Source organism: Planococcus chinensis (assembly GCF_042681545.1).
Lineage (GTDB): Bacteria > Bacillota > Bacilli > Bacillales_A > Planococcaceae > Planococcus > Planococcus chinensis.
Genome location: NZ_JBHUFW010000007.1, coordinates 97653 through 122957 on the forward strand (window position 1 = coordinate 97653; position 25305 = coordinate 122957).

28 protein-coding genes and 1 tRNA gene are annotated in these 25305 nt (G+C 51.6%); 27 read left to right on the forward strand and 2 right to left on the reverse strand.

What is annotated here, in order from left to right; translation table 11 throughout:
- Positions 1 to 19: 19 nt before the first annotated feature.
- Positions 20 to 565, reverse strand: coding sequence for an N-acetylmuramoyl-L-alanine amidase (locus ACFSDB_RS10405; RefSeq protein ID WP_204893020.1), 546 nt, complete (start codon positions 563 to 565; stop codon positions 20 to 22).
- A 152-nt stretch (positions 566 to 717) separates the two neighbouring features.
- Between ACFSDB_RS10405 and hprK the strand changes: the two genes are divergently transcribed.
- The 20 genes from hprK (at position 718) to ACFSDB_RS10505 (ending at position 17741) form a co-directional block, all read left to right on the forward strand.
- Positions 718 to 1644, forward strand: coding sequence for an HPr(Ser) kinase/phosphatase (gene hprK / locus ACFSDB_RS10410; protein ID WP_204893021.1), 927 nt, complete (start codon positions 718 to 720; stop codon positions 1642 to 1644).
- A 21-nt stretch (positions 1645 to 1665) separates the two neighbouring features.
- On the forward strand, positions 1666 to 2478 hold the full coding sequence (gene lgt, locus ACFSDB_RS10415) for a prolipoprotein diacylglyceryl transferase (RefSeq protein ID WP_204893022.1): 813 nt from the start codon (positions 1666 to 1668) through the stop codon (positions 2476 to 2478).
- A gap of 14 nt (positions 2479 to 2492) precedes the next feature.
- Entirely contained in the window at positions 2493 to 3428 is a 936-nt protein-coding gene (locus ACFSDB_RS10420; protein WP_204893023.1) for a nucleoside recognition domain-containing protein, read from the forward strand.
- Positions 3425 to 4078, forward strand: a complete 654-nt coding sequence (gene ppaX, locus ACFSDB_RS10425) for a pyrophosphatase PpaX (RefSeq protein WP_204893024.1) — start codon at positions 3425 to 3427, stop codon at positions 4076 to 4078. Before ACFSDB_RS10420 ends, ppaX begins: the two co-directional genes overlap by 4 nt.
- Positions 4075 to 4587, forward strand: a complete 513-nt coding sequence (locus ACFSDB_RS10430) for an acyltransferase (RefSeq protein ID WP_204893025.1) — start codon at positions 4075 to 4077, stop codon at positions 4585 to 4587. The genes ppaX and ACFSDB_RS10430 overlap by 4 nt, the downstream gene beginning before the upstream one ends.
- A 178-nt stretch (positions 4588 to 4765) precedes the next feature.
- Positions 4766 to 5929 carry an ATP phosphoribosyltransferase regulatory subunit gene (locus ACFSDB_RS10435; protein ID WP_204893026.1) on the forward strand — a complete coding sequence of 388 codons (1164 nt, stop codon included), beginning with the start codon at positions 4766 to 4768 and terminating at the stop codon, positions 5927 to 5929.
- On the forward strand, positions 5922 to 6548 hold the full coding sequence (gene hisG, locus ACFSDB_RS10440; protein ID WP_204893027.1) for an ATP phosphoribosyltransferase: 627 nt from the start codon (positions 5922 to 5924) through the stop codon (positions 6546 to 6548). The genes ACFSDB_RS10435 and hisG overlap by 8 nt, the downstream gene beginning before the upstream one ends.
- Complete coding sequence (gene hisD / locus ACFSDB_RS10445; RefSeq protein WP_204893028.1) at positions 6545 to 7822, forward strand: histidinol dehydrogenase; 1278 nt, start codon at positions 6545 to 6547, stop codon at positions 7820 to 7822. Before hisG ends, hisD begins: the two co-directional genes overlap by 4 nt.
- A 2-nt stretch (positions 7823 to 7824) precedes the next feature.
- Complete coding sequence (gene hisB, locus ACFSDB_RS10450; RefSeq protein ID WP_204893029.1) at positions 7825 to 8412, forward strand: imidazoleglycerol-phosphate dehydratase HisB; 588 nt, start codon at positions 7825 to 7827, stop codon at positions 8410 to 8412.
- Positions 8409 to 9062, forward strand: coding sequence for an imidazole glycerol phosphate synthase subunit HisH (gene hisH, locus ACFSDB_RS10455; RefSeq protein ID WP_204893030.1), 654 nt, complete (start codon positions 8409 to 8411; stop codon positions 9060 to 9062). The genes hisB and hisH overlap by 4 nt, the downstream gene beginning before the upstream one ends.
- Complete coding sequence (gene hisA, locus ACFSDB_RS10460) at positions 9031 to 9759, forward strand: 1-(5-phosphoribosyl)-5-[(5-phosphoribosylamino)methylideneamino]imidazole-4-carboxamide isomerase (RefSeq protein ID WP_204893031.1); 729 nt, start codon at positions 9031 to 9033, stop codon at positions 9757 to 9759. The genes hisH and hisA overlap by 32 nt, the downstream gene beginning before the upstream one ends.
- Entirely contained in the window at positions 9753 to 10505 is a 753-nt protein-coding gene (hisF, locus tag ACFSDB_RS10465; protein ID WP_204893032.1) for an imidazole glycerol phosphate synthase subunit HisF, read from the forward strand. Before hisA ends, hisF begins: the two co-directional genes overlap by 7 nt.
- Positions 10502 to 11128 carry a bifunctional phosphoribosyl-AMP cyclohydrolase/phosphoribosyl-ATP diphosphatase HisIE gene (gene hisIE / locus ACFSDB_RS10470; RefSeq protein ID WP_204893033.1) on the forward strand — a complete coding sequence of 209 codons (627 nt, stop codon included), beginning with the start codon at positions 10502 to 10504 and terminating at the stop codon, positions 11126 to 11128. The genes hisF and hisIE overlap by 4 nt, the downstream gene beginning before the upstream one ends.
- Before the next feature lie 80 nt (positions 11129 to 11208).
- Positions 11209 to 12735, forward strand: a complete 1527-nt coding sequence (locus ACFSDB_RS10475) for a tetratricopeptide repeat protein (protein ID WP_204893034.1) — start codon at positions 11209 to 11211, stop codon at positions 12733 to 12735.
- Between the two features lie 67 nt (positions 12736 to 12802).
- Positions 12803 to 13756: a thioredoxin-disulfide reductase gene (gene trxB, locus ACFSDB_RS10480; RefSeq protein WP_204893035.1), complete on the forward strand. Its 954-nt coding sequence runs from the start codon at positions 12803 to 12805 to the stop codon at positions 13754 to 13756.
- A gap of 337 nt (positions 13757 to 14093) precedes the next feature.
- Complete coding sequence (locus ACFSDB_RS10485; protein ID WP_204893129.1) at positions 14094 to 14579, forward strand: NUDIX domain-containing protein; 486 nt, start codon at positions 14094 to 14096, stop codon at positions 14577 to 14579.
- On the forward strand, positions 14572 to 15453 hold the full coding sequence (gene rapZ / locus ACFSDB_RS10490) for an RNase adapter RapZ (RefSeq protein ID WP_204893036.1): 882 nt from the start codon (positions 14572 to 14574) through the stop codon (positions 15451 to 15453). Before ACFSDB_RS10485 ends, rapZ begins: the two co-directional genes overlap by 8 nt.
- Before the next feature lie 4 nt (positions 15454 to 15457).
- A complete protein-coding gene (locus tag ACFSDB_RS10495) occupies positions 15458 to 16453 on the forward strand; it encodes a gluconeogenesis factor YvcK family protein (protein WP_204893037.1) in 996 nt (331 codons plus the stop codon).
- A 23-nt stretch (positions 16454 to 16476) separates the two neighbouring features.
- Positions 16477 to 17427 carry a DNA-binding protein WhiA gene (whiA, locus tag ACFSDB_RS10500; protein ID WP_204893038.1) on the forward strand — a complete coding sequence of 317 codons (951 nt, stop codon included), beginning with the start codon at positions 16477 to 16479 and terminating at the stop codon, positions 17425 to 17427.
- 56 nt (positions 17428 to 17483) lie between these two features.
- Positions 17484 to 17741: an HPr family phosphocarrier protein gene (locus ACFSDB_RS10505; protein ID WP_204893039.1), complete on the forward strand. Its 258-nt coding sequence runs from the start codon at positions 17484 to 17486 to the stop codon at positions 17739 to 17741.
- Positions 17742 to 18347: 606 nt separating this feature from the next.
- Here the strand turns inward: ACFSDB_RS10505 and clpP are convergent.
- Entirely contained in the window at positions 18348 to 18959 is a 612-nt protein-coding gene (gene clpP, locus ACFSDB_RS10510) for an ATP-dependent Clp endopeptidase proteolytic subunit ClpP (protein ID WP_204893040.1), read from the reverse strand.
- A gap of 171 nt (positions 18960 to 19130) precedes the next feature.
- On the opposite strand from clpP, the gene ACFSDB_RS10515 reads away from it, so the two are divergent.
- The 7 genes from ACFSDB_RS10515 (at position 19131) to gpmI (ending at position 25300) form a co-directional block, all read left to right on the forward strand.
- Positions 19131 to 19202 (forward strand) — tRNA-Arg (locus tag ACFSDB_RS10515).
- A gap of 114 nt (positions 19203 to 19316) precedes the next feature.
- Positions 19317 to 19547, forward strand: coding sequence for a glutaredoxin family protein (locus tag ACFSDB_RS10520; protein WP_204893041.1), 231 nt, complete (start codon positions 19317 to 19319; stop codon positions 19545 to 19547).
- Between the two features lie 107 nt (positions 19548 to 19654).
- Positions 19655 to 20698 (forward strand): sugar-binding transcriptional regulator, encoded by a 1044-nt coding sequence (locus tag ACFSDB_RS10525; RefSeq protein WP_204893042.1) that lies wholly within the window; start codon positions 19655 to 19657, stop codon positions 20696 to 20698.
- Positions 20699 to 21703, forward strand: a complete 1005-nt coding sequence (gene gap / locus ACFSDB_RS10530; protein ID WP_204893043.1) for a type I glyceraldehyde-3-phosphate dehydrogenase — start codon at positions 20699 to 20701, stop codon at positions 21701 to 21703. It abuts the gene before it with no gap.
- A 110-nt stretch (positions 21704 to 21813) separates the two neighbouring features.
- Positions 21814 to 22998, forward strand: a complete 1185-nt coding sequence (locus ACFSDB_RS10535) for a phosphoglycerate kinase (protein WP_377340019.1) — start codon at positions 21814 to 21816, stop codon at positions 22996 to 22998.
- A 15-nt stretch (positions 22999 to 23013) separates the two neighbouring features.
- Positions 23014 to 23775: a triose-phosphate isomerase gene (gene tpiA / locus ACFSDB_RS10540; RefSeq protein WP_204893044.1), complete on the forward strand. Its 762-nt coding sequence runs from the start codon at positions 23014 to 23016 to the stop codon at positions 23773 to 23775.
- The gene (gene gpmI, locus ACFSDB_RS10545) at positions 23768 to 25300 is read left to right on the forward strand and encodes a 2,3-bisphosphoglycerate-independent phosphoglycerate mutase (protein WP_204893045.1); all 1533 of its coding nucleotides are present in this window, start codon (positions 23768 to 23770) and stop codon (positions 25298 to 25300) included. Before tpiA ends, gpmI begins: the two co-directional genes overlap by 8 nt.
- Positions 25301 to 25305: the final 5 nt, after the last annotated feature.

A 25305-nucleotide genomic window follows, 5' to 3' on the forward strand; every position in this document is an offset into this window, starting at 1 on the left:
GAAGGCTCCTGCGGACGAATCAAAAAGGGATGCAGCAATTCACAGCGTAAGCGATGGCGCCGGCACAGCGCCTGCGGTAATGATCGGATTGGAGAAGCGCCAGTTCTTCCCGGTTGGTCATGAATCCGCATTCAATGAGGACAGCGGGCATGAGCGTGTCCCGCAGAACAGCGAAGTCCTCGCGTTTGACGCCGCGGTCCGGCAGTTTTACCGAGCGTACCAAAGATTGCTGCACGGCATCCGCTGTTTGCCTGGAGAAGTTTGAAGCATTCGGATGGATGAACGTTTCAATGCCGGCCGCACCATTGAAAGAGTTGCCTGCTGCATTCGCATGAATGGACAGGAACAGATCAGCCCGCAGGCGGTTCGCCAGCCGGGTCCGTTCAAAGAGCGGTACATCTTCTTCAGGATGATGGCTAAAAATGACGGTATGGCCGTCAAGCAGTAAGCGCTTCTTCAATTCATCCGCCACCGCAGAATTGAAATGGAATTCCCGCAGCCGGCCGTCCGGCGAGCGTTTACCAGGTGTGTTCGGCCCATGGCCGGCATCTACAATGATTTTCATTTTTATTCCCCCTTTATGGTTTATATAGAAGAAAGCGGCTGGAAAGGGGACGGAAATTCTTCAAAATGAAAATTTCCATGTTAAAATAGGAGCAAACCGTCAGAAAGATGAAAGAATTTCAGCTCTCGGGCGTAAAAGGAATGAGGGGAAAGATGGGACAAGTTACGGCAAAACAAGTAATGGATATATTCGAATTGGATTTGGTCAGCGGGCAGGAAGGGCTCGGCCGGCATATTGCCATCAGCGACATTTCGCGTCCCGGCCTTGAAATGGCGGGCTATTTTACACATTATCCAGCAAACCGGATCCAGCTTCTAGGAAAAACAGAGCTGTCATTTTTTGCGCTTTTAGAGGCGCAGGAACGTATCGAGCGGATGCTGAAGCTCTGCACGGATGAAACGCCGGCGATCATTGTCTCGCATGACATGGAAGTGCCGGCTGAACTGATCGATGCCTCTTCAAAACGTCACGTGCCGGTATTTACGACCAAAATGTCAACGACCCGTTTCTCGAGTCTGCTGACGAATTTTCTGGAGAGCCAACTGGCTCCGACAACGGCCGTCCATGGCGTGCTCGTTGATATTTACGGAGTCGGTGTGTTGATCACGGGGAAAAGCGGCGTCGGAAAGAGCGAGACCGCACTGGAACTGGTGAAAAAAGGGCACCGGCTTGTCGCTGATGACTGTGTGGAAATCCACCAGGAAGGCGAGAACACGCTTGTCGGGCATCCGCCGAAGTTGATCGAGCATTTATTGGAGATCCGCGGAGTCGGCATTATCGACATCATGACTTTGTTCGGCGCAAGCGCGGTGCGGACATTCAAACGGATTTCACTGGTCATCGACCTGGAACTATGGGATCCGGACAAAACCTATGACCGCCTGGGCCTGGAAGAAGAAAAGATGCGGATCATCGATACGGATCTCACCAAATTGACGATCCCAGTCCGGCCGGGCCGAAATTTATCCGTCATCATCGAAGTGGCGACGATGAACCATCGTTTGAAACGCATGGGCGTCAATGCCGCAGAAGAGTTTTCCAAGCGGCTTGACAGCGTCATCGCACAAGATACAATCTAAGGGAATTGGAAGGTGCACGTTATGTATTCATTTTTAGCTTCAATCGATCCGATCGCATTTTCGCTTGGTCCGATCGACGTCCGCTGGTATGGCGTCATTATTGCCGCCGGCATCGTCATCGCATTTTTGGTCGGCCAACGGGAAATGGTCAAGCGGGGGCTCCATCCCGATTTCCTGACGGATCTTCTTCTTTGGGCGGTGCCGCTCGCCATCGTGGGCGCCCGCATTTATTATGTGATTTTTGAGTGGGAGAATTACAAGGACAACCCTGCGGAAATCATCGCCATCTGGAATGGCGGAATCGCTATCCATGGAGCGCTGATCGCATCGGTGATCGTTGCTTATATCTTTACGAAGCGGCGCAATACGTCGTTCTTGAAAGTGGCGGATATCCTGGCGCCGAGTATTTTGATCGGCCAGGCCGTGGGGCGCTGGGGCAATTTTATCAACCAGGAAGCACATGGCGGAGAAGTTTCCCGCAGTTTTCTCGAAAGCCTGTTCATCCCGGATTGGATCATCAATCAGATGTACATAGACGGCGCATACTATCACCCGACCTTCCTGTACGAATCACTTTGGAGCCTGGCGGGCATCATCATCCTGCTGCTGCTCCGCCGCGCCAACCTGGTACGCGGTGAAATCTTTTTCTTCTATGTTATATGGTATTCCTTCGGCCGCTTTTTCATCGAAGGCATGCGCACGGACAGTTTATACGTCATTGGCGAGCTGAGAGCGGCGCAATTGGTGTCTGTCGTCTCGATCATCATCGCTGTAGCATTCATCGTTTACCGCCGTGTAAAAATCAAAAATCCTCCGCATTATCTGGATAAATAGAAAGAAGCGATCAAATGTCGACATTAATAAAAGGCTTGCAAGCCGGGCTGAAGACCACGTGGTCGCTCGGCAAAATCATCTTCCCGATCACGCTGCTTGTGACCATGCTTCAGTTTACGCCGGTTCTGCCGTTCGTTATCGATTTGGTGGCGCCGGTCATGGGGCTGTTCGGGCTCAGCGGCGATGCTGCTATCCCGCTCGTGCTCGGCAACGCATTGAATTTATATGCCGGTATTGCGGGAATCCTGAGTCTGGAACTGACTGTTAAAGAAGTGTTCATCCTGGCAGTCATGTTATCGTTCTCCCATAACATTTTCATCGAAACCGGCGTGGCGCTCAAAGTGGGCGTCAAGCTATGGGTCGTGCTGGTTGTCCGCTTCGGACTCGCGGCAATTTCAGGGATTGTCATCAACCTGGTGTGGAAAGGCGGCGGGGAAATCGCCCAATACGGTTTCGCACCGGAAGCGGCTGCGGCGCCTGGAAGCTGGGGTGGCATTTTTCTGCTGGGTTTGGAAAAAGCCTCGTTCGGCGTACTCCAGCTTGCATTGGTGGTCATCCCATTGATGATCATGATCCAAATTCTGAAAGACAAACAGTATCTGCAGCGCATTTCTAATAGCATGGGGCCGTTGACACGGCTGATTGGCGTTCAGAAAAACACTTCGCTTACACTGGCTTCCGGGCTCATCTTTGGGCTTGCGATGGGAGCGGGCGTCATGATCCAAGCGGTGCAGGAAGACGGCGTCAGCAAAAAAGATGCGACACTCGCCTTCATCTTCTTGGTCGCCTGCCACGCGGTAGTGGAAGATACGCTGATTTTCATTCCGCTCGGCATCCCGATTTGGCCGCTGCTGATCATTCGCATCGTCACCGCCCTCGGCTTGACGATTTTCATCTCATACCTATGGCGCAAAAGCGAACAAAACCAAAAAGGAGTGGTGTCCACATGACAACGCCGATCCGCACGTTATTATTCGATTTTGACGGGACGCTGCTCGATACGAATGAATTGATCATCCAGACGTTCCAGGCGGTCCTCGATGAGCATTTTGCCGGCCGCTACGCCCGTGAGGACATCCTCCACTTTATCGGCCCTTCCTTGGAGCAGACATTCACATCGATTGCGCCAGACCGGGTGGAAGAGCTGACGGACAAATACCGCGTGCTCAACAAGCTTATGCACGATGAATTGGTCGAGGAATATGACGGCGTCACGGAAACGCTGCGGCTTTTGAAAGCACAGGGCATGAAAATGGCAATCGTTTCAACGAAACGAAATGCGACCATCCGGCACGGCCTCGACTTGATGGGGGTCTCGGATGTATTTGAGGAAATCATCAGCCTTGACGATGTGGAAAATCCCAAACCGCATCCGGAGCCGATCCACTTGGCGCTGGAGCGCCTCGGTGCTTCCGCACAGGAATCTTTGATGATCGGCGACAATTCGCATGATATCGAGGGCGGCAAAAACGCCGGCGTCCGCACAGCCGGGGTAGCCTGGTCAATCAAAGGGGAAGACTTTTTGTCCGGCCTCGGACCGGATTATATGCTTCAGCATATCAGCGACTTGCTCCAATTGACGAAAGAAGCGGCGCGATGAGAAACACTGAGCGCCATTTTGTCACCGGCCCGAATTCGCTTTGGCATATTTACAAAACCGTCCCGTTCTGGAAAGTGGCGAAGAATTTCCTCGTCATCCAGACCGCCCGCTATACGCCGTTTTTGCCGATGAAAAACTGGCTTTACAAAACATTTCTCCGGATGAAGATCGGCGAGCATTCATCGTTCGCACTGATGGTCATGCCGGACGTCATGTTCCCTGAAAAGATCACGGTCGGAAAAAATTCCGTCATCGGCTACAATACGACGATTTTGGCACACGAATATTTGATTAAAGAATACCGGTTAGGGGAAGTAGTAATAGGAGACGAAGTTTTGATCGGAGCCAACTCCACCATCCTGCCGGGCGTCACAATCGGGGACGGGGCCGTCATCTCAGCGGCGACGCTTGTGAACAAAGATGTGCCGCCCGGCGTGTTTGCCGGCGGGAACCCGATGAAGATCATCTATACAGCTGAAGAAATGGCAGAGCGCCAAGAAAAATCCTGATAGCCGAGTGCTCTCAGGATTTTTTTGGGTTCATCCAGTGGATGGGATAGGGGGACGGCTGGCGCAGGTTTTTCTTTTTCTTGACGGCCGGAAGGCGAATGCGATAAAATAAAATAACTTTAGCGCTCTATCACATTAGCAAGGTAAAGCGAAAATACCAATTTTAGGAAGTGAATCTATGTCCATCCAAATGTTCGAGAAACCGCTAGGCATGCGGGACGACTTTCCATATATCGCGAAAAAGAAAGCGGAACTGCGCTCCAAAGGCACGGCCATCATGGAAAGGGCAGGCTACGACCTGCTGCAGACGCCGACCTTGGAATACTATGAAACGATCGGCAAAATCTCCGCCATACCGGACAATGCCCTGTTCAAACTGCTGGACAGCCAAGGCGAAACACTTGTGCTGCGGCCGGACATGACTTCACCGATTGCGCGGGTGGCCGCGTCGAAATTGTTGAAAGAGAAAATGCCGATCCGCCTCGGCTATTATTCGAATGTCTTCCGTGCGCAAAAGCGGGAAGGCGGCCGGCCGGCGGAATTTGAACAGATGGGCGTGGAGCTGATTGGCGATGATTCGCTTTATGCGGATGCCGAAGTGATCATCCTTGCCTCAACGATCTTAAAGGAATTGGACGTGGAATCCGGACGGGTTGTCATCGGCCATACGCAATTGCTGCAGTTGATCCTTCAGCAATTCGGCCTGGACGACGGCCAGATTGACGCAGTGCGCGGGGAGCTGGTGTCCAAAAACAGCGTCGGCTTTGAAGAGCTGGCGGAAATGCTGCTTGAAGGAAGCGAAACGCAGGAAGCCTTCAAGCGCCTGATGGCAACGTCAACCTTAAAGGACTGGAAGCCGTATATCGATTTCAATGATGAGCAGCAGGCTGCACTGTACGAAGAGATGCAGAAGCTGGAGCAGATCATCGAACGCAACGGGCTGACCGAGGCGGTCACCTACGATTTATCGTTCATCAGCCATATGACGTATTACACCGGATTGGTGTTTGAATTCTACGGAGCCGGAAGCGGGTTTCCGCTGGGCAACGGAGGGCGCTATGACGGCCTGATGCAGCAGTTCGGCATGCAGGTCGGGGCGACCGGTTTCGGCCTTCGGGTCGACCGGCTCCTCGAAGCGGCCGGCCCATTCCGGGAAAAAGAAGCGCATACCTTGATCCTGTTCGATGAGGGATCAGAAGAAAGAGCGCACGATGAAGCCGAAGAATTGCGGGCACAAGGCGCACGGGTAACGCTTCAGTATGCCCCTGCCGTGCGGGCGCTTGAAGAATTCAGTTCGCTGTTCAGCGAAGTCAGAAAGATGGGAGGTGCTTCCAATGGATGAATTGACGATTGCAATGCCGAAAGGCCGGATTTTTGAAGAAGCTTATGAATTGCTCGTCAAAGCGGGCTATGATTTGCCGAAGGACCTCGATGATTCACGCAAGCTCATTGTGGAAGCGCCGAATGAACGCTTCAGGTTTATTCTCGCAAAACCGATGGACGTGCCGGTGTATGTCGAGCACGGCGTCGCAGACATCGGCATTGCCGGCAAAGACGTCATGCTCGAACTTGACCGGGCGGTCCATGAATTGCTGGACCTTGGCATCAGCCGCTGCTATATTGCGACAGCCGGGCTGCCGAATACGGAAATGAACGAAGTGACGCCGCGCATCGCGACCAAATACCCGAAAATCGCCTCCCGCTTTTACCGGAGCAAAGGCGAGCAGGTGGAAATCATCGAATTGAACGGCTCCATCGAGCTTGCGCCGATGATCGGCCTGGCCGATCGGATCGTGGACATTGTCTCGACCGGAAAGACGTTGAAAGAGAACGGCTTGGTTGAATACGAAGAAATCGTGGAAATCACGTCGCGGCTCATCGCCAATCCGGTCAGCTATCGGCTGAAGCAGGAGCGGATCCGCGGCTTGGTCGAAAATCTGAGAAAGCAGGTGGAACGATGAAAAGAGCACAATTGGCTTCAGGCGTTTCCATCCGCCGTTCTCTCGGAGAGGCGAATGCGGATCAATTGGCTGCGGTCAAAGAAGTGATCGGGAAAGTCCGGGCAGAAGGCGATGACGCGCTGCTGCATTACACCCAAAAATGGGATGGCGTGGAACTCGATGACTTACACGTGAGCCCGGAAGAAATGGCAGCAGCGGTGGACCGCTTTGATGCCCAGCTGCTCGAGGACTTGGCGGAAGCGGCAGACAATATCCGAACTTACCACCAGCTCCAGGAGCTGCAGGGTTTCCGCCATACCAATCCGAATGGATCATATATGGGACAGCGGGTGACGCCGATCCGTTCGGCAGGGCTGTATGTTCCCGGCGGCACAGCTGCCTATCCGTCATCGGTGCTGATGAATGTGATTCCGGCCCAAGTGGCCGGCGTCAAGCGCATCGTGCTGGTATCGCCTCCCGGCAAGGACGGGAAATTATCGGATGGCGTGCTGGCCGCTGCGCATATCCTCGGAATTGATGAAATCTATAAAGTGGGCGGTGCCCAAGCGATTGCCGCTTTGGCATACGGCACCGAAACAATTGCGCCGGTCGACAAGATCACCGGACCCGGCAATGTATTCGTGGCCTTGGCGAAACGGGAAGTGTTCGGGGATGTGGCGATCGATATGATTGCCGGGCCGAGCGAAATTGCCGTCATCGCGGACGATACCGCATTCGCCGACGAAGTGGCAGCGGACATGCTGTCCCAGGCTGAACACGATCCGATGGCGAGCGCGGTATTGCTGACGACTTCCGAAGAGCTCGCGGACAAGGTGGCAGCGGAAGTCGTCCGGCAGCTCCAAAGCTTGCCCCGCCAATCGATTGCCGCCCGTTCGATTGCGGACCACGGCAGCATTTTCATCGGAGAAACGATGGACGAATTGATCAATGCGGCAAACGAGTTGGCGCCGGAGCACCTGGAAATCATGGCAGAAGGCGCCGAAAGCATCGCGGATCGGATCGACAACGCCGGAGCGATTTTCATCGGCCGCTATTCTTCGGAACCGGTCGGAGACTATTTTGCCGGCACCAACCATGTGCTGCCGACAAACAGCACCGCCCGCTTTTCGAGCGCGCTGTCCGTCTACGATTTTTTGAAACGCACCAGCATCATCCATTACAGCGAACAGGCTTGGCAGGAGAATGAAGCGAAGATCGCCCGGCTTGCCCGCCTTGAAGGATTGGAAGGGCACGCACGTGCCGTAGAATCCCGTTCATGGAAAAAGGAGAATTGAGCATGAGAAAAGCAGAAATCAAACGCGATACCAACGAAACCAAAATCGCTGTCACGTTTTCATTGGACGGAGAGGGGCAGGCGACAATCGACACGGGGGTTCCATTCATGGACCATATGCTCGATCTGTTCATCAAGCACGGCTTGTTCAATGGCGACATCCAGGCAGACGGCGATACCCATATCGATGACCACCACACGACCGAAGATATCGGCATTGTGCTGGGGCAGGCGGTAAAAGAGGCGCTAGGCGACAAAAAGGGCATCCGCCGCTACGGCAATGCATTCGTCCCGATGGATGACGCGCTAGCCCAAGTGGTCATCGACTGCTCAAACCGGCCGCATCTGGAAATGAGAGGCGATATTCCGAACGCCAAAGTCGGCAGCTTCGATACCGAATTGGTCCGTGAGTTCCTATGGAAATTCGCCCTCGAATCCCGCATGAATGTCCACGTCATTATCCACTATGGCCAAAACACGCACCACATCATCGAAGCGGTATTCAAAGCGCTGGCCCGCGCGCTTGACGAAGCAACAACCGTCGATCCACGGGTCAAAGGTGTACCGTCGACAAAGGGGCTGCTGACATGATCATCGGCATCATCGACTATGGAATGGGCAATCTGTTCAGCGTCGAGCAGGCCCTGAAAAAGCTGGACTGCACCGTGATCCTGTCGGATGACCCGGAAGTGCTCGGAGAGGCAGAAGCGATCCTCCTGCCGGGCGTCGGGGCGTTCCCGGATGCCATGGAATTGTTGGACGCCAAAGGCTTATCGGCATTCATCCGGTCACTGCCGGAGAAGAACATCCCGCTGCTCGGCATCTGCCTGGGCATGCAGCTATTGTATGAAGACAGCTCGGAGGTGCGGCCAACCCAAGGGCTCGGGCTCTTGAAAGGGCAGATCCGCCGGTTTGAAAAAGGCACCTACCGAATCCCGCATATGGGCTGGAACCGGCTGGAATTTTCGCGGAAACCGTATTGGCTGGACGATGTGCAAGTGGATACGCACGTTTATTTCGTGCATTCCTTCCTTGCGGTCAACACCGATCCCGCGCAGGTTTTTGCGACAGCGAGCTATGGCAATCTGGACGTGCCGGGTGTCGTCGGGGCCGGATTGATTACGGGGATGCAATTCCATCCTGAGAAGTCCGGCGATTTCGGCCATTATTTATTGAAACAATGGATAGCAAATGTCAGGAGGAACCTAGATGAGCAAGTTTCAGCTATACCCCGCGATTGATCTGCGCGGCGGCAAATGTGTCCGCCTGTTCCAGGGTGATTACGCCCAGGAAACCATATACGGCGATTCGCCGGTTGATATGGCGAAAAAATTCGTCGAAGCCGGAGCCGAATGGATCCACATGGTCGATTTGGATGGCGCAAAAGACGGCGTCCGCATCAACGACAAAGTGGTGATTGAAGCCGCCCGCTTGCCGGTGAACGTACAAGTCGGCGGCGGCATCCGGACGCGCGAAGACATCGAGCATTATTTGTCGAACGGCGTCAGCCGCGTCATCATCGGGAGCTTAGCGATCCGGAACCCGGAACTTGTCGTGTCGTTCATCGAGGAGTTCGGGGCCGACCGCATTGTCATCGGCATCGATGCCAAAGACGGCATGGCTGCGACAGAGGGGTGGATCGAGACATCCGGCCAGTCTGCACAGGACGTCGCGCGCTTTTTTGCCGAAAAAGGAGCCAAACTGTTCATCTACACGGACATCGCAACGGATGGCACATTGGCCGGGCCGAACATCGATGCCAATAAAGCCTTGGTCGGATCCGGCGAAGCGGGCGTCATCGTTTCAGGCGGCATCGGTTCGCTCGAAGACATCAAGAACGTCAAACAGGCGGCAGCGGATAGCCCGATTGCCGGCGTGATCATCGGCAAAGCGCTATACGAAAACCGTTTTACGCTCGAGGAGGCCCTCTCATGCTGACAAAACGCATCATACCGTGTTTGGACGTCAAGGACGGCCGCGTCGTCAAAGGCGTCTCTTTCGTCTCGCTGCGGGATGCCGGCGATCCGGTGGAACTTGCGCGCTTTTATGACAAGCAAGGCGCTGATGAACTGGTATTCCTGGACATTTCCGCTTCCCATGAAGGCAAGGAAACGATGGTGGAAGTGGTCAAGATTGTCGCAACCGAGCTATCGATTCCTTTCACCGTCGGGGGCGGCATCCGAACATTGGAAGACATGAAGCGCATGCTGCGTGCAGGGGCGGACAAAGTTTCCCTGAATACGGCTGCCCTCGACCGTCCGGAATTGATTAAAGAAGGCGCGGATTATTTCGGTTCACAATGCATCGTCGTGGCCATCGACGCCAAAAGCAATGGCAAGGGTTGGGACGTCTATACCCATGGCGGCCGCAACAAGACCGAATGGGACGCTGTCGAATGGGCGAAAAGATGCGTCGAACTCGGCGCCGGCGAAATTCTGCTGACGACGATGGACAAAGACGGCTCCAAAAACGGATTTGATATCGAATTGACAAAGACCGTGCGCGACGCTGTCGAAGTGCCGGTTATCGCAAGCGGAGGGGCCGGCAACCGCGAGCATTTCGCGGAAGTGTTCAAGCAAGCGGATGCCGATGCGGCGCTTGCAGCTTCGATTTTTCATTATAAAGAAACGAGCATCGCAGAAGTGAAAGAGTATTTGCGGAAAGAAGGAGTGAATGTCCGGTGAAAAATGTGAAATTCGATGAACAGGGGCTTGTTCCCGTCATTATCCAGAACGCCAAAACAAAAGAAGTGCTGACGCTGGCGTATGCCAACGAAGAGGCGCTGCAGAAGACCATCGATACGAATGAAACCTGGCTGTATTCAAGAAGCCGCAGCGAACTCTGGAACAAAGGGGCGACGAGCGGCAACACCCAAGAAGTGACGGCTGTACGGCTGGATTGCGACGCGGATGCTGTGATCTACGAAGTGATTCCGAACGGACCAGCCTGCCATACCGGCGAAGCGAGCTGCTTCCACGAAACTTTAGCGGGCACGCCCGACGAATCGAAAGCCGATATGTTCCTGGAGCTGACCTCGCTGATCGAGAAACGGGAACAGGAAATGCCGGAAGGCGCCTATACCACTTATTTATTCGAAGAAGGGGTCGACAAGATCTGCAAAAAAGTGGGGGAGGAAGCGGCGGAAGTCATCATAGCCGCCAAAAACCGCGACCCGCAGGAACTGGCGATGGAGACCGCGGACTTGTTCTACCACGTTCTGGTGCTGCTGCAGGAACAGAAAGTCGGCTTTGATGAAGTGCTTGATGTGCTGAAGGAACGCCACGCCGTAAAAACCACAAGTAAATAATAGGGAAATATGCTATAATAACAGCACATTTAAGGGAAGGGACGATTACATCGTTCCTTTTACTTTTTCGGAGGCATATTTTGGAGAATAAAAAAAGAAAAACAAACGAAAACGTCCTGTCGTTCTTACCGACCGGGGAATACTATTTCAAGAAAGCGCTGCGTGAATTGCAGCGGGAGAACTACCCGAAAGCCCATAAATATTTGCAGCGGGCCACTGAACTGAATCCGGTTGATGCGGATATCTGGGTCCAATTCGGCATTGTCCAGATGGAAATGCAGGAATTTGAAGCGGCGATGGAAGCTCTTCGGACCGCGCATGAACTGGATCCGTCAAAACCGGAGACGCTTTTTTTCCTTGCAGAAGTCTATGCACATATGGGTATGTTCCTGGAGGCGCGGAATTACGCGAAAAGGTATACAGAAAAAGATGCCCATGGCGAATATGTGGCGGAAGCTCTGGAAATCATCGATTTTGCCGAACAGGAAGACTGGCAGCTCTTGGATGATGAAGGGGAAGCGCAGGATAGTGAATATTATTACCAGCAAGAAAAAGCACGCCGGTTGATGGAAGGGGGTAAATTCCCGGAAGCGATCGAACTGCTGGAGAACCTGATCGCCGAAAAGCCGGAATTCTGGGGAGCCCATAACAATTTGGCGCTCGCTTATTTTTATATCGGAGAATCGGAAATGGCAAAAGCACTGCTTCACGATGTACTGAGAAGAAATACAGGGAATCTCCATGCACTGTGCAATCTGGCCGTGTTCCATTATTACGAGAAGAACGATGAACTGGAAGATATTTTGGCATTGCTGAAAAAAATCCAGCCGTATGTGTTCGAGCACCGGTATAAGCTGGGCGCAACATTCGCGCTGGTCGGCAAATATAAAGAAGCCTACCGCTGGCTGAGAAGCCTCCAAAAGCGAGGTTTTGACGGCGATCCCGCTTTTTATTTCTGGCTATCGCACGCGGCTTACCATTCCGGGCATGAAGATATTGCAAAACAGGCATGGAAGCAGCTGACTCTCATGGATCCGGGCAAGGGCGGCTACGAGCCGTGGGCAGACAATGGCGTCATGCCGCATGAAGATGCGCTTGAGCATAACCGGGATTACCTGGTCGGAAAGCTCGACCATTCCCATAAAAGCGAGCGGCTCTTCGGCTTATTTCTGCTGGGGAAATCCGCACACAAACAAGAGCTCATTTCCCATCCGAACTGGCTCGAGTCGGACCAGCCTTCTGTGCTTGAATCGTATATGCTCGGCTATGCACTCGGCCATCCGTTCAAAGAAGAGGTCGCTGAAGAGCGGGCATTCAAAAGAGCGATGGAAACGGCGGAAATCCTGTACGCGGAAGAAGGCATGGTGACCGAACAAGGATCCTATGCCTTCCAGATGTGGTTCATGCTGGTCGAAAAAGCGTTCGGCCATCATTATGAATTCAAGAACCCGACCGCTCTGGCGGCCGCGGTCCAATATATGGTGAAGTCTTCCCGGAACCGGGAGGTCACCAAAAAAAGCGTGGCCGCGCAGTACGGCATATCCCCCGGCACGCTGACCAAGTACGTCAACGACTTGATCCGTTTTTTGCCACTTTTTGAATCATAAGCAAATAAGTTGCCCATCAAGTTTAATTCTTATACGATTTACTTATTGAGATTTAGGAGGCCATACTATGACTGAAACGACGAAAATCTACGACGTAATCATTATCGGAGCCGGACCTGCAGGCATGACAGCCGCAGTCTACACTTCACGGGCCAACCTTTCCACTTTGATGCTGGAGCGGGGAATCCCTGGCGGCCAGATGGCCAACACTGAGGAAATCGAGAACTATCCCGGATTTGACCATATCCTGGGGCCGGACCTATCTACTAAAATGTTCGAACATGCGAAAAAATTCGGTGCAGAATACGCTTATGGCGATGTGAAAGAAATCATTGACGGGGAAGAGTACAAAACCATCAATGCCGGATCGAAGGAATACAAAGCACGTTCGATCATCATCACCACTGGCGCCGAGTATAAAAAAATGGGCGTGCCGGGCGAAAACGAACTTGGCGGCCGCGGCGTCAGCTATTGCGCAGTTTGTGACGGAGCATTCTTCAAACAAAAGAACTTAGTCGTCGTCGGCGGCGGAGATTCAGCTGTTGAAGAAGGCGTCTACTTGACCCGTTTTGCGGACAAAGTGACCATCGTCCACCGCCGTGACGAACTTCGTGCACAGAAGATCCTTCAAGACCGCGCGTTTGCAAACGATAAAATTGATTTTATCTGGAGCCATACGGTTAAGGAAATCAACGAAGAGAACGGCAAAGTCGGCAGCGTCACGCTGGTGTCGACAAAAGACGATACGGAACGCGAATTCGATGCGGACGGCGTCTTCATCTATATCGGCATGCTGCCATTGACAAAGCCATTTGCATCACTGGGCATCTTGAATGACCAGGGCTATATTGTCACCAACGAAAAAATGGAAACAGCAGTGCCGGGCATTTATGCTGCCGGGGACGTACGCGACAAAATGCTTCGCCAGGTCGTCACAGCGACAGGCGACGGAAGCATCGCAGCGCAGGCCGCTCAGCATTATATCGAAGAATTAACGGAAAAACTTCAAATAAAAGCGTAATTTAACGCTATTTTAATCCCTTTGTAACACCAGTGTCATGAAGCAGGGGTATAGTAGGAATAGTAAATTGACCCCCTTTTATAAGCAAGTTTGACAGGCCGTTTTCCGAGCTAATCGGAGGACGGCCTTTTTTTGTTGAAAACTCCATTAAAGCCCTTCGTTTCACGGCAGTATCTGTCTTGAAAAAGCATCCGGTATTCCGGTCCAAATATAAGATTGAAGAGAAGAATGTGTGAAAAGTTCTAGCAACTGGAAACCTATGCTTTACTTTTTTTGCATGACACGCCTGGATAGTTGTATAATGAAAGAAGTTTACAATAGATACGGAGTGTCGACAGTGCAGCGAATCGCGAATTTACTAGTGGTCCAAAACGGCCAAATGCTTTTATTGAAAAAACCCCGCCGCGACTGGTACGTCGCACCTGGCGGGAAAATGGAATCCGGCGAATCGATCTATGAAGCGGCGATTCGGGAATTTACTGAAGAAACAGGCGCCAAACCGGTTGGCACACATTTAAAAGGGATCTATACAATGATGATCCATGAAGAAGGCCGCATTATCGATGAATGGATGCTTTTCACTTTTATTGCCCATGGCATAGAAGGGGTTCCATTCGAAGAAACGCGTGAAGGGCTGCTTGAATGGCATCCGGTCAGCAGCTTGGCGTATCTGCCGATGGCTGAAGGAGACCGGACGAATCTGCAGTTTGCCGCTGTGCAGGAAGGCATCCAGTACGGAACGTTCCACTATACAGAGGATTTCCAACTGATCGAAGAACAGATCCAAACATCAACCGAAGAGGTGAACCGCCTGAATGGATAATCATACCGATGAAACTGAATTGATCATCATAACCGGCATGTCCGGCGCCGGCAAGACGGTTGCGATTCAGAGCTTTGAAGACTTAGGATTTTTCACCATCGATAACTTGCCGCCGGCATTGTTATTGACATTTATCAAATTGATGAGAGACTCCGGCAAATCGATGAAACGGGTCGCTGCGGTAATGGATTTGCGCGGCGGCGATTTCTTCGACAGCCTGGTGGATGCCATCGACAACCTGTCGCAAGAACCGAAAGTCTCTGTTACCATCCTTTTCCTCGATGCAGACAACCAGACACTGGTCAGCCGCTACAAAGAGTCGCGGCGTTCCCATCCCCTTTCTCCAGGCGGGCTTGTCCTTGGCGGCATCAAAAAAGAACGCGATATGCTGATGGATTTGCAAGGGCGCGCTAAATACATCTACAACACCTCTACGATGACACCGAGACAGCTGAAAGAACGGATTGCTTCCGATTTTGCCACAAGAACCAGCAATGTTTTCACGGTCAATGTCATGTCGTTCGGATTCAAGCACGGCATGCCGATCGATGCGGATCTGGTATTCGATGTCCGTTTTTTGCCGAATCCGTATTATATCGAAGAATTAAAACCGCAATCCGGACTTGATGAGCCGGTTTCCAGCTACGTGCTGCGATGGAATGAAACACAGACGCTCATCAAAAAGCTCACCGATCTTTTCGAGTTCATGATTCCGCAATACAAGCGGGAAGGCAAAGCGCAGCTCGTCATTGCTTTCGGCTGCACCGGCGGCCAGCACCGCTCGGTGACGCTGGCTGAATACTACGGAAAATTGCTTGCTGAAAACTATAAAACAATCGTTACCCATAGGGACGTCAAAACAAGAAAGGGCTGAGTGCATGGAAGAAACTTTAGGCCGGAAGCGCATTGTGATCATAGGCGGCGGGACAGGGCTTTCTACGCTGCTGCGCGGCCTTAAATTATTTCCGCTTGATCTGACCGCGGTGGTAACCGTAGCAGACGACGGCGGCAGTTCTGGACGGCTGCGCAATGATCTGGACATTCCGCCTCCGGGCGATATCCGCAATGTCATGGCGGCATTGTCCGACGCCGAGCCGCTGGTTGCAGAAATGTTCCAATACCGATTCAAAACATCCCTTGATCTCGAAGGGCATTCGCTCGGGAATCTGATGTTGGCTGCTCTGACTGAGATCACAGGTGATTTCTCGCATGCTGTGCGGGAGATGAGCCGTGTGCTGAATGTCAACGGAACGGTGTTGCCGGCAGCCAACCAGCTGGTGACGCTCAATGCAGAATTTGAAGACGGCACCATCGTCAGCGGAGAATCAAAAATTCCAGCGTATTTGCAGCCGATCAAACGCGTATTCCTGGAGCCGGGCGACGTCAAGACCTTGCCGGATACAATTGCGGCCATCAGCAAAGCGGACGTCATCATCATCGGTCCGGGCTCGCTTTACACCAGCATTCTGCCCAATCTGCTTGTGCGCGACATCAAAAAAGCGCTTGTGGCGTCCCAAGCAAAGAAAATCTATATCTGCAATTTGATGACCCAAGCCGGGGAAACCTATAAATACACAGCTTCTGACCACGTCCAGGCACTTTATGACCACGTCGGCGTTCCATTTCTGGATGCCATCCTGCTCGATAAGATCCAAGTGCCGAAGACGGTGGCAGAGCGCTATGAAAAACAGAAGGCCTGGCCTGTCGAATGTGACGAAGAAAAATTGGAAGAAATGGGCTTGACGGTCTACAAACAGGATATCACCAGCATTTTCGGAGAAGCCGTGCGGCATGAACCGATCAAAGTGGCTGAGTGGCTGTTTGGATACGCCGGCGGCCTGATAAAGGAAAATCCGAAGCATCTTTATTTCTGATGCTAGGGAAGGGGGAAAACGGTATGTCCTTTGCCTCGGAGACGAAAAAGGAAATGACCCAGATTGAAGTGGATGACTGCTGCGGCAAAGCGGAACTTTCGGCGATGATCCGGATGAACGGAACACTGTCGTTTTCCAACCGGCAGCTGAGCCTGGATATCCAGACAGAAAACGCCGCGATTGCCCGGCGCATCTACACCTTATTAAAACGTTTTTACCCCGCATACCCGGTCGAATTGCTGGTCCGAAAAAAGATGCGGTTGAAGAAAAACAATATCTACATTTGCAGAATCCGGGAAGGCGCCAAATTGGTGCTGGAAGACCTGTCGATCATTTCAGAAGGATTCCAGTTCCAGCATGAAATCGATAAAGGGCTGATTGAAAAGAATTGCTGCAAACGCGCCTACCTGCGCGGTGCTTTTTTGGCAGGAGGGTCGGTCAATAACCCGGAAACGTCTTCCTATCACCTTGAAATTTATTCGTCCTATAAAGACCATGCAGATTCACTGGTGGAGTTGATGAACGAATTCCATTTGAACGGCAAGACGATTGAACGCAAAAAAGGGTTTGTCACTTATTTGAAGGAAGCGGAAAAGATTGCGGATTTCCTTGGCATCACGGGCGCCCATTCGGCGTTGTTGAAATTCGAAGATGTCCGGATCATCCGGGACATGCGCAACAGCGTCAACCGGCTCGTCAATTGCGAGACGGCGAATCTCAACAAAACCATCGATGCGGCTTTGCGGCAAGTGGAAAACATCCGCTTTATCGATTCGGTGATCGGCATCGACCAGTTGCCGGAGCGCTTGCGGGAAATCGCAAGGCTGCGCGTAGAATACCAGGACGTCACCTTGAAAGAGCTTGGCGAAATGGTGTCTGCCGGGAACGTCAGCAAGTCCGGTGTGAACCACCGGCTGCGGAAAATCGATGAGATTGCAGAGCAATTGAGAAAAGGAGAAATGATTGGCCGGTAGCCAAAGGCCAATCTTTCATATATATTAGATTCAGTTCGGTTCAGAGGAGGAGCAGTATGGTTGAAAAACAAGTGGAAGTCCAGTTGAAATCAGGTTTGCAGGCAAGGCAGGCAGCATTGTTTGTGCAAGAAGCGAATCGGTACAGTGCTGATGTGTATTTGGAGAAGGACTCTAAAAAGGTCAACGCCAAAAGCATCATGGGAATCATGAGCCTGGCAATCAGCAAAGGCACATCCGTCATTATTTCAGCAGACGGTTCAGACGAAGAGTCTGCAGTGGAAGCGTTATCTTCCCTAATCGATAAAGAAGCGTAAGAAGGTCCGCAGCGGAAGCTGCGGACCTTTCGAGCTTTTAAACAAAAGAATATTTTTTGTTCTTAAAGAATCACCAGTCATTTAAGAGAAGCTGTACCGGATCCTCCACTTCAGGCGGACGCTTTCCGCGGGCTTGCGCCGAACTAACAAAGAACTTGTGCTCCTGCGCAAGCTCGTCGCAAATACTTGCCCTCGCAAGCTTCGGTCAAGCATTGACTGGCGTCCGAGTGGATTTCGGCTCTTCGCTATCCCGCAGGAAAGCCAATGGCCAAAGGCAGTTCGGTCATTGGCTTTGCGACGAAGTGCGAAGCACTGCAACGGTTTTTCATGTCCCGAAGCTAGCGCAGCGATGCAGGGACAGGAGCATAATGTTTGCACTTGCCGCCTTCCGTTCCGGATCCCGAAGCCAATGGATTGGACTTAGCGAGTTTGTGTTGAATCTATTTCTCCTGCGTCATCGATTAAATACAAGTGACGCTCCAGCCCGGTCGGGCTTCTACATCTCAAATCTTTCATTTCAGGCTGTAGGCCTAGAAAAAAACATCGGTGTCTAATGAGTTTTTCCAATATAAAAAGCCTGCAGCGTGGGCTGCAGGCTCTTGGTATTTAGATATCTTCTTTTACGTGTTCAGGCATTTTGCTGCGTGTGATGATCTGATCGATCAAGCCGTATTCAAGGGCACGTTCAGCTGTCATGAAGTTGTCGCGGTCTGTGTCTTTAGAAATGACTTCCAAAGGCTGGCCCGTCCGTTCTGACAGGATCGTGTTCAATTTCTCGCGAAGGAACAAGATGCGTTTTGCTGCGATCTCGATTTCAGTCGCTTGCCCTTGTGCGCCGCCGAGCGGCTGGTGAATCATGACTTCCGCGTTCGGAAGTGCATAGCGTTTGCCTTTCGTGCCGGCTGCCAATAGGAAGGCGCCCATTGAAGCTGCCATACCTACGCAGACCGTCTGTACGTCCGGTTTGATGAACTGCATAACATCGTAGATTGCCATACCGGCTGTGATGCTGCCGCCAGGGCTGTTGATGTAGATTGAAATATCTTTTTCCGGATCTTCAGCTTCCAGGAATAGCAGCTGAGCTACGATTGAATTCGCAACATTGTCGTCGATGCCGCTGCCGAGCATGATAACGCGGTCTTTAAGCAAGCGCGAGTAAATGTCATATGCGCGTTCGCCTCTGCTTGTTTGTTCAATAACTGTAGGAATTAAGTTCATAGTACATTTCCTCCTCGTATGGGTGATTGCTTTTTCATGCTGAATGGTCTTCAGCTGTACTAATATCATACACATCATGGTCAATGAAGGTCAAATTTAACGAATTGAAAAAACGCTCTTGATTTAAATATTATATCTGTATATAATAGAAAAGTCGCTAATAGGTGATTCGCCCTCGTAGTGTAATGGATCACACGCAAGATTCCGGTTCTTGAAATGGGAGTTCGATTCTCTCCGAGGGCATTCTTAACAGCTAAGCCGATTCCTTTTTCGCATCTGCGGAAGGGGCGTCGGCTTTTATTATTCCTTACGGGAATGCTTCATTTATTAATCATAAAAATGGAAAGCAGGGATGGCATGATCACTTTTTATACCCGGGCAAACTGCCCCCTATGTGAAGAAGCGCGGCTGATGCTCCAATTAGTCCAGGAGGATTTCGAACTTGATGTACAGGAAGTGGACATCGAAAGCGACGAAGCGCTCCACGAAAAATACATGCTCATGATTCCGGTGGTTGAAAAAGGCGGCAAGACCATCATCTATGGAAATATCGGCTATATCGAACTTTTGGAAGCGTTAGAACTCTAACGCTTCTTTTTATTTGCATTTATTCGGTCAATTGGCTATTATGAGGGTAGTGGGACATTAATATACATAGTGGGACGAAAAACGTCCAGCTATAAAGGAGTGAAAAAATGGATCCATTAACGGAAGCACAAAAGATGCTTGTACCGGAAATGACCGACCTCCTGAAAAAACGCTATCAGATATTGCAGACGATAGGGATGGAACAGCCGATTGGCAGGCGCACGCTTAGTGAACTGGCTGGCATTACAGAAAGGGAAGCACGGAAAGAAACCGATTTGCTGCGCGGCCAGCAGCTTATTGAAGCGAAATCAGCCGGTATGGTGATTTCCGCTCAAGGCGAGCTGGTGCTCGAAAGCTTAAAGGAATTTATGCGTGAGGTTTCAGGTTTATCCGATCTGGAGAAACAGTTGAAAGCCATTTTGGGAATTTCCCGGGTGCTGATTGTTCCGCAGGACAGCGATGAAATCCCTGCGGTCAAAACAACAATCGGCAAAGAAGCGGCAAGGCTGCTGGAAACCCGGTTCGCCCATTCCAAGAAAATCGCTGTAACCGGCGGCAGCACGATGGCCGCCATTTCAAAAGAATTGGCATCCGACAGGAACGACCCGGCCCTTCAGTTTATCGCTGCCCGAGGCGGCCTGGGCGAGGACGTGCTCCATCAGGCCAATACGATCGCTTCTGCCTTTGCCGCCCAGACCGGCGGCTCCGTCAAGACGCTGTACTTGCCGGACCATTTAAGTGCAGAAGCGTTCGAGATGATGATGCGGGAACCGGTGATTATGGAAATGATGGACCTCTACAGCAAGGTTGATGTTGTCGTCCATGGGATCGGTAATGCAGAGGAAATTGCGCTGCAACGGAAATCCTCCACTGAAGAAGTGGAGCGCATCCGTTCCGGCGGGGCCATAAGCGAAGCATTCGGATACTACTTTGACAACGAAGGAAATATTGTTTACCGCATCCGTACAGCGGGAATCCAATTGGAGCAGGTCAAAAATGCCTCTTATATACTGGCGGTAGCCGGTGGGCATTCAAAGGCGAAAGCCATCCTTTCTTATTGCAAAGTTGCATCGCCTCAAACAGTCCTGGTCACCGATGAAGGTGCCGCCAGAGAAATAATTGAACAAATACAAAACTTGGAGGAATACTAAATGACTTTAAAATTAGCAATTAACGGATTCGGACGCATTGGACGCATCGTTTTCCGCCAGGCATTGGCAAACGAAGAAGTGGAAGTAGTGGCAGTAAACGATTTGACGGACGCGAAAATGCTTGCACACCTTTTGAAATATGATTCCATCCACGGAATTTTGGATGCAGAAGTTTCAGCTGACGGCAATGATTTGGTCGTTAACGGCAAGAAAATCCATGTCTACTCTGAAAAAGATCCGGCAAACCTTCCGTGGGCTGAAAACAACATCGATATCGTGATCGAGTCTACAGGATTCTTCACAAATGCTGACGATGCGAAAAAACACATCCAAGCAGGCGCGAAAAAAGTCATCGTTTCGGCACCAGGCAAGAACATGAAAACACTTGTCATGGGCGTTAACCATGAAAGCTACAACCCTGAAGAAGACGATGTCATTTCAAACGCTTCTTGCACCACAAACGGCCTTGCAGGCATCTCTAAAATCCTGAACGACCGTTTCGGCATCAAAAAAGCGATGATGACGACAATCCACTCGTATACAAACGACCAGATTCTTTTGGATTCACCGCATAAAGATTTCCGCCGTGCACGCGCTGCTGCAGAATCCATGATTCCGACAACAACAGGCGCTGCAGTTGCCGTTACAAAAGTATTGCCGGAATTGGTCGGCAAATTGGACGGTATGGCAATCCGCGTTCCGACACCAAACGTATCATTGATTGACTTGGTTGCAGAACTTGAAACGGATGTAACGAAAGAAGACGTGAACAACGCTTTGAAAGAAGCAATCGATAAAGACCAAAATGCTTTCTTGAGCTACAGCGAGCTTCCATTGGTTTCACGCGATTACAACGGCGTCACGGCTTCATCCACTGTCGACTTGTTGTCCACGATGGAACTTGGCGGCAACATGGTAAAAGTTCTTGCATGGTATGATAACGAATCGGGTTATTCTGCACGATGCATCGACATTGCAATGCACATGTACAAAACGGGATTGTAATCCCAAAATCATAGCTTAATTACCGTTGAACCTCTATAATGAAAGAGGGTAAAAGGGGTGGGGAATTTACCCCACCTCTTATTTTTTTAGATGAACGGGAGGATGTTTTCATGATGAAGAAAATGACCATGAAAGACGTGGATTTAAAAGGGAAACGCGTATTTTGCCGAGTGGATTTCAATGTGCCGATGTCTGAAGGGAACGTAACAGACGACACGCGGATCCGCGCAGCTGTCCCGACGATCGAATACTTGGTCGAAAACGGGGCAAAAGTTATTTTGGCAAGTCATTTAGGGCGCCCGAAAGGCGCAGTCAATGAAGACATGAGGCTGGCGCCGGCTGGAGCCAGGTTAAGCGAATTATTACATAAAGAAGTGAAGAGCCTCGATGAATCCATCGGGGAAGGAGTGGAACAGGAAATTGCCGCAATGAATGACGGCGACGTCATCCTGCTCGAGAATGTCCGTTTCCACCCGGGCGAAGAAAAGAACGATCCGGAGCTGGCAAAAGCATTTGCGGCACTCGCTGACGTGTTTGTTAATGACGCATTCGGAGCCGCGCACCGTGCGCACGCGTCGACAGCTGGCATTGCAGAGCATCTGACAGCGGTATCCGGCCTGCTGCTGGAGAAAGAATTGGACGTCCTCGGGAAAGCGCTATCCGAACCGGATCGCCCGTTCACAGCAATCATCGGCGGTGCGAAAGTGAAAGACAAGATCGGCGTCATCGACCATCTTTTGGAGAAAGTCGATAACCTCATCATCGGCGGCGGCTTATCTTATACATTCAGCAAAGCGCAGGGCCATGAAGTCGGAAACTCGCTGTTGGAAGAAGACAAGATCGACCTCGCTAAATCTTTCATTGAAAAAGCGGAGGAAAAAGGCGTCAAATTATACATGCCGATTGATGTAGTGGTTGCGAAGGAATTTTCAAACGAAGGAGAAACGAAAGTTGTCGAGATTTCGGAAATCCCTTCTGACTGGATGGGCCTCGATATCGGACCGGAAACCGCTAAAACCTATGCGGAGGTCATCAAAAATTCGAAGCTGGTCATCTGGAACGGGCCTATGGGCGTGTTCGAAATGAGCTCCTTTGAAAATGGCACGAAATCAGTCGCTCAGGCGATGGCTGAAACCCAAGCGTACACGATTATCGGCGGAGGAGACTCTGCGGCGGCTGTCGAGAAATTCGATGTAGCCGATAAAATGGACCATATCTCTACGGGCGGCGGCGCTTCACTCGAGTTTATGGAAGGCAAGGACCTGCCAGGCGTTACGGCTTTAACCGATAAATAAGAAGGAGTGGTTTTGTTGAGAAAACCGATTATTGCGGGAAACTGGAAAATGTACAAAACTTTTTCTGAAGCGAAAGAATTTGTTGAAGAAGTCAAAGGGCTGGCGCCGGACGCAAGCAAAGTGGATTCCGTCATTTGTGCGCCTGCACTCTTTTTGCAGCAGCTCCAAGCTTCAGTGGAAGGCAGCACGCTCCAAATCGGAGCCCAGACGATGCATGAAGAGAAAGAAGGCGCGTTCACAGGTGAAATCAGTCCGGCCCAATTGGCCGATCTTGGCATCCCTTATGTGATCATCGGCCATTCAGAGCGCCGCCAGTACTTCAACGAAACCGACGCTTCTGTCAATAAAAAAGTCCATGCCGCATTTGAATTCGGCCTGACGCCGATCATGTGCGTCGGAGAAACACTGGAACAGCGCGAAAGCGGTTCAACCGGCAGCATTGTTGAAAACCAGGTTGCAGAAGGGCTGAAAGGCTTAACGGAAGAACAGGCGTCAAAAACCGTAATCGCATATGAACCGATCTGGGCAATCGGCACCGGAAAAACAGCTACGGCCGAAGATGCCAACGAAGTATGCGGCATCATCCGCAAAAAAGTGGCGGCTTTGTATAACGATGAAACAGCACAGCAAATCCGGATTCAATACGGCGGCAGCGTCAAACCGGCGAACATCGAAGAATTGCTCGGAATGGAGCATATCGATGGTGCGTTGGTCGGCGGAGCGAGCCTGGAAACGGAATCTTTTGTCAAACTATTAGAGGCGGGATTGCATGCGTAATACTGAAAATCCAGTAGCGCTGATCATTCTCGACGGCTTCGGCTTCCGGGCTGAAAGCTACGGGAATGCAGTCGCTCAAGCAAAAAAACCGAATTTCGACCGATTATGGTCTACTTATCCCCACGAGCTTCTGACCGCTTCCGGTGAAGCGGTCGGCTTGCCGGAAGGGCAGATGGGCAACTCTGAAGTAGGCCATTTGAACATTGGCGCAGGGCGGATTGTCTACCAGAACCTGACGCGCATCCACAAATCCATTAAGGACGGCGATTTTTTCCAGAATCCTGCTTTCCTGGAAGCAGTCGCGAATGCCAAGGCGAAAGGCACTGCGCTCCATTTGATGGGTCTCCTTTCTGACGGGGGAGTGCACAGCCATTATGAGCATCTGTTTGCCTTGCTCGAACTGGCAAAACAGCAGGGGCTGACGGAAGTTTATGTTCACGGATTCCTCGACGGCCGAGATGTAGGCCCACAGACTGCTGTAGGTTACATTGAAGAAACTGAACGAAGAATGGAAGAAATCGGCATTGGAAAATTCGCTTCGATCAGCGGCCGCTATTACGCAATGGACCGCGACAACCGCTGGGAGCGGGTTGAACTCGCATACCGGGTGCTGGTGGACGGCGTCGGCGGAACCGCTGACACAGCCGCTGAGGGCGTAATGCGTTCCTACGAAGTGGGCACCAACGATGAGTTCGTCGTGCCGTTTGCGGTCACCGAAAATGGATTGCCGATTGCAACGATCAAATCGGGCGATTCCATCATCTTTTTCAACTTCCGGCCAGACCGTGCAATCCAACTGACGTCGGCTTTCGTCCGTGAGGATTTCGAAGGCTTCCCGCAAGGGGGCACAAAACCCGAAGATCTCGTCTTCGTCACATTTACGAGCTACAGCGACGACTTGCCGACGCGTGTGGCATTTGATACATTGAATCTTGAAAACACCATCGGTGAGGTCCTGTCGGAAAATGGCCTGCGCCAGCTGCGCATCGCCGAGACGGAAAAATATCCGCATGTCACGTTCTTCATGAGCGGCGGGCGGGAAGATGTTTTCCCGGGCGAACAGCGCATTCTGGTGGATTCGCCGAAAGTTGCGACATATGATTTGCAGCCGGAGATGAGTGCATTTGAAGTGACCGACCGCCTTGTGCAGGAAATCAAGGAGGAGGCGTTCGATGCCATCATCTTGAACTTCGCCAATCCGGACATGGTCGGCCACAGCGGCATGCTGCAGCCGACCATCGAAGCCATTGAAGTGGTCGATGAATGCCTCGGCCGCATAGTCGAAGCGCTTCATGAAAAAGGCGGGACGGCCATCATCACAGCCGACCACGGCAATGCCGACGAAGTTACGACGCTTGAAGGCAAGCCGATGACGGCGCATACGACCAACCAGGTGCCGCTCATTGTCACCAAGCACGGTGTCGTCTTGCGGAACGACGGCATCCTTGCTGATCTGGCGCCGACTGTATTGAAATTGCTGAACGTAGAACAACCGGCAGAAATGACCGGAAAACCATTATTCTAAACTAA

What these genes read in the sequence shown, in the direction of transcription:
- ACFSDB_RS10435 (WP_204893026.1), top strand. Translation starts at nt 4,766, where the DNA reads ATGTCCATCCAAATGTTCGAGAAACCGCTAGGCATGCGGGACGACTTT.
- lgt (WP_204893022.1), top strand. Translation starts at nt 1,666, where the DNA reads ATGTATTCATTTTTAGCTTCAATCGATCCGATCGCATTTTCGCTTGGT.
- ACFSDB_RS10505 (WP_204893039.1), top strand. Translation starts at nt 17,484, where the DNA reads ATGGTTGAAAAACAAGTGGAAGTCCAGTTGAAATCAGGTTTGCAGGCA.
- ACFSDB_RS10405 (WP_204893020.1), bottom strand. Translation starts at nt 565, where the DNA reads ATGAAAATCATTGTAGATGCCGGCCATGGGCCGAACACACCTGGTAAA.
- ACFSDB_RS10520 (WP_204893041.1), top strand. Translation starts at nt 19,317, where the DNA reads ATGATCACTTTTTATACCCGGGCAAACTGCCCCCTATGTGAAGAAGCG.
- hisA (WP_204893031.1), top strand. Translation starts at nt 9,031, where the DNA reads ATGAGCAAGTTTCAGCTATACCCCGCGATTGATCTGCGCGGCGGCAAA.
- ACFSDB_RS10525 (WP_204893042.1), top strand. Translation starts at nt 19,655, where the DNA reads ATGGATCCATTAACGGAAGCACAAAAGATGCTTGTACCGGAAATGACC.
- hisF (WP_204893032.1), top strand. Translation starts at nt 9,753, where the DNA reads ATGCTGACAAAACGCATCATACCGTGTTTGGACGTCAAGGACGGCCGC.
- hprK (WP_204893021.1), top strand. Translation starts at nt 718, where the DNA reads ATGGGACAAGTTACGGCAAAACAAGTAATGGATATATTCGAATTGGAT.
- ACFSDB_RS10430 (WP_204893025.1), top strand. Translation starts at nt 4,075, where the DNA reads ATGAGAAACACTGAGCGCCATTTTGTCACCGGCCCGAATTCGCTTTGG.
- ppaX (WP_204893024.1), top strand. Translation starts at nt 3,425, where the DNA reads ATGACAACGCCGATCCGCACGTTATTATTCGATTTTGACGGGACGCTG.
- rapZ (WP_204893036.1), top strand. Translation starts at nt 14,572, where the DNA reads ATGGATAATCATACCGATGAAACTGAATTGATCATCATAACCGGCATG.
- hisB (WP_204893029.1), top strand. Translation starts at nt 7,825, where the DNA reads ATGAGAAAAGCAGAAATCAAACGCGATACCAACGAAACCAAAATCGCT.
- gap (WP_204893043.1), top strand. Translation starts at nt 20,699, where the DNA reads ATGACTTTAAAATTAGCAATTAACGGATTCGGACGCATTGGACGCATC.
- hisG (WP_204893027.1), top strand. Translation starts at nt 5,922, where the DNA reads ATGGATGAATTGACGATTGCAATGCCGAAAGGCCGGATTTTTGAAGAA.
- hisH (WP_204893030.1), top strand. Translation starts at nt 8,409, where the DNA reads ATGATCATCGGCATCATCGACTATGGAATGGGCAATCTGTTCAGCGTC.
- ACFSDB_RS10495 (WP_204893037.1), top strand. Translation starts at nt 15,458, where the DNA reads ATGGAAGAAACTTTAGGCCGGAAGCGCATTGTGATCATAGGCGGCGGG.
- hisD (WP_204893028.1), top strand. Translation starts at nt 6,545, where the DNA reads ATGAAAAGAGCACAATTGGCTTCAGGCGTTTCCATCCGCCGTTCTCTC.
- trxB (WP_204893035.1), top strand. Translation starts at nt 12,803, where the DNA reads ATGACTGAAACGACGAAAATCTACGACGTAATCATTATCGGAGCCGGA.
- ACFSDB_RS10420 (WP_204893023.1), top strand. Translation starts at nt 2,493, where the DNA reads ATGTCGACATTAATAAAAGGCTTGCAAGCCGGGCTGAAGACCACGTGG.
- clpP (WP_204893040.1), bottom strand. Translation starts at nt 18,959, where the DNA reads ATGAACTTAATTCCTACAGTTATTGAACAAACAAGCAGAGGCGAACGC.
- ACFSDB_RS10535 (WP_377340019.1), top strand. Translation starts at nt 21,814, where the DNA reads ATGATGAAGAAAATGACCATGAAAGACGTGGATTTAAAAGGGAAACGC.
- gpmI (WP_204893045.1), top strand. Translation starts at nt 23,768, where the DNA reads ATGCGTAATACTGAAAATCCAGTAGCGCTGATCATTCTCGACGGCTTC.
- whiA (WP_204893038.1), top strand. Translation starts at nt 16,477, where the DNA reads ATGTCCTTTGCCTCGGAGACGAAAAAGGAAATGACCCAGATTGAAGTG.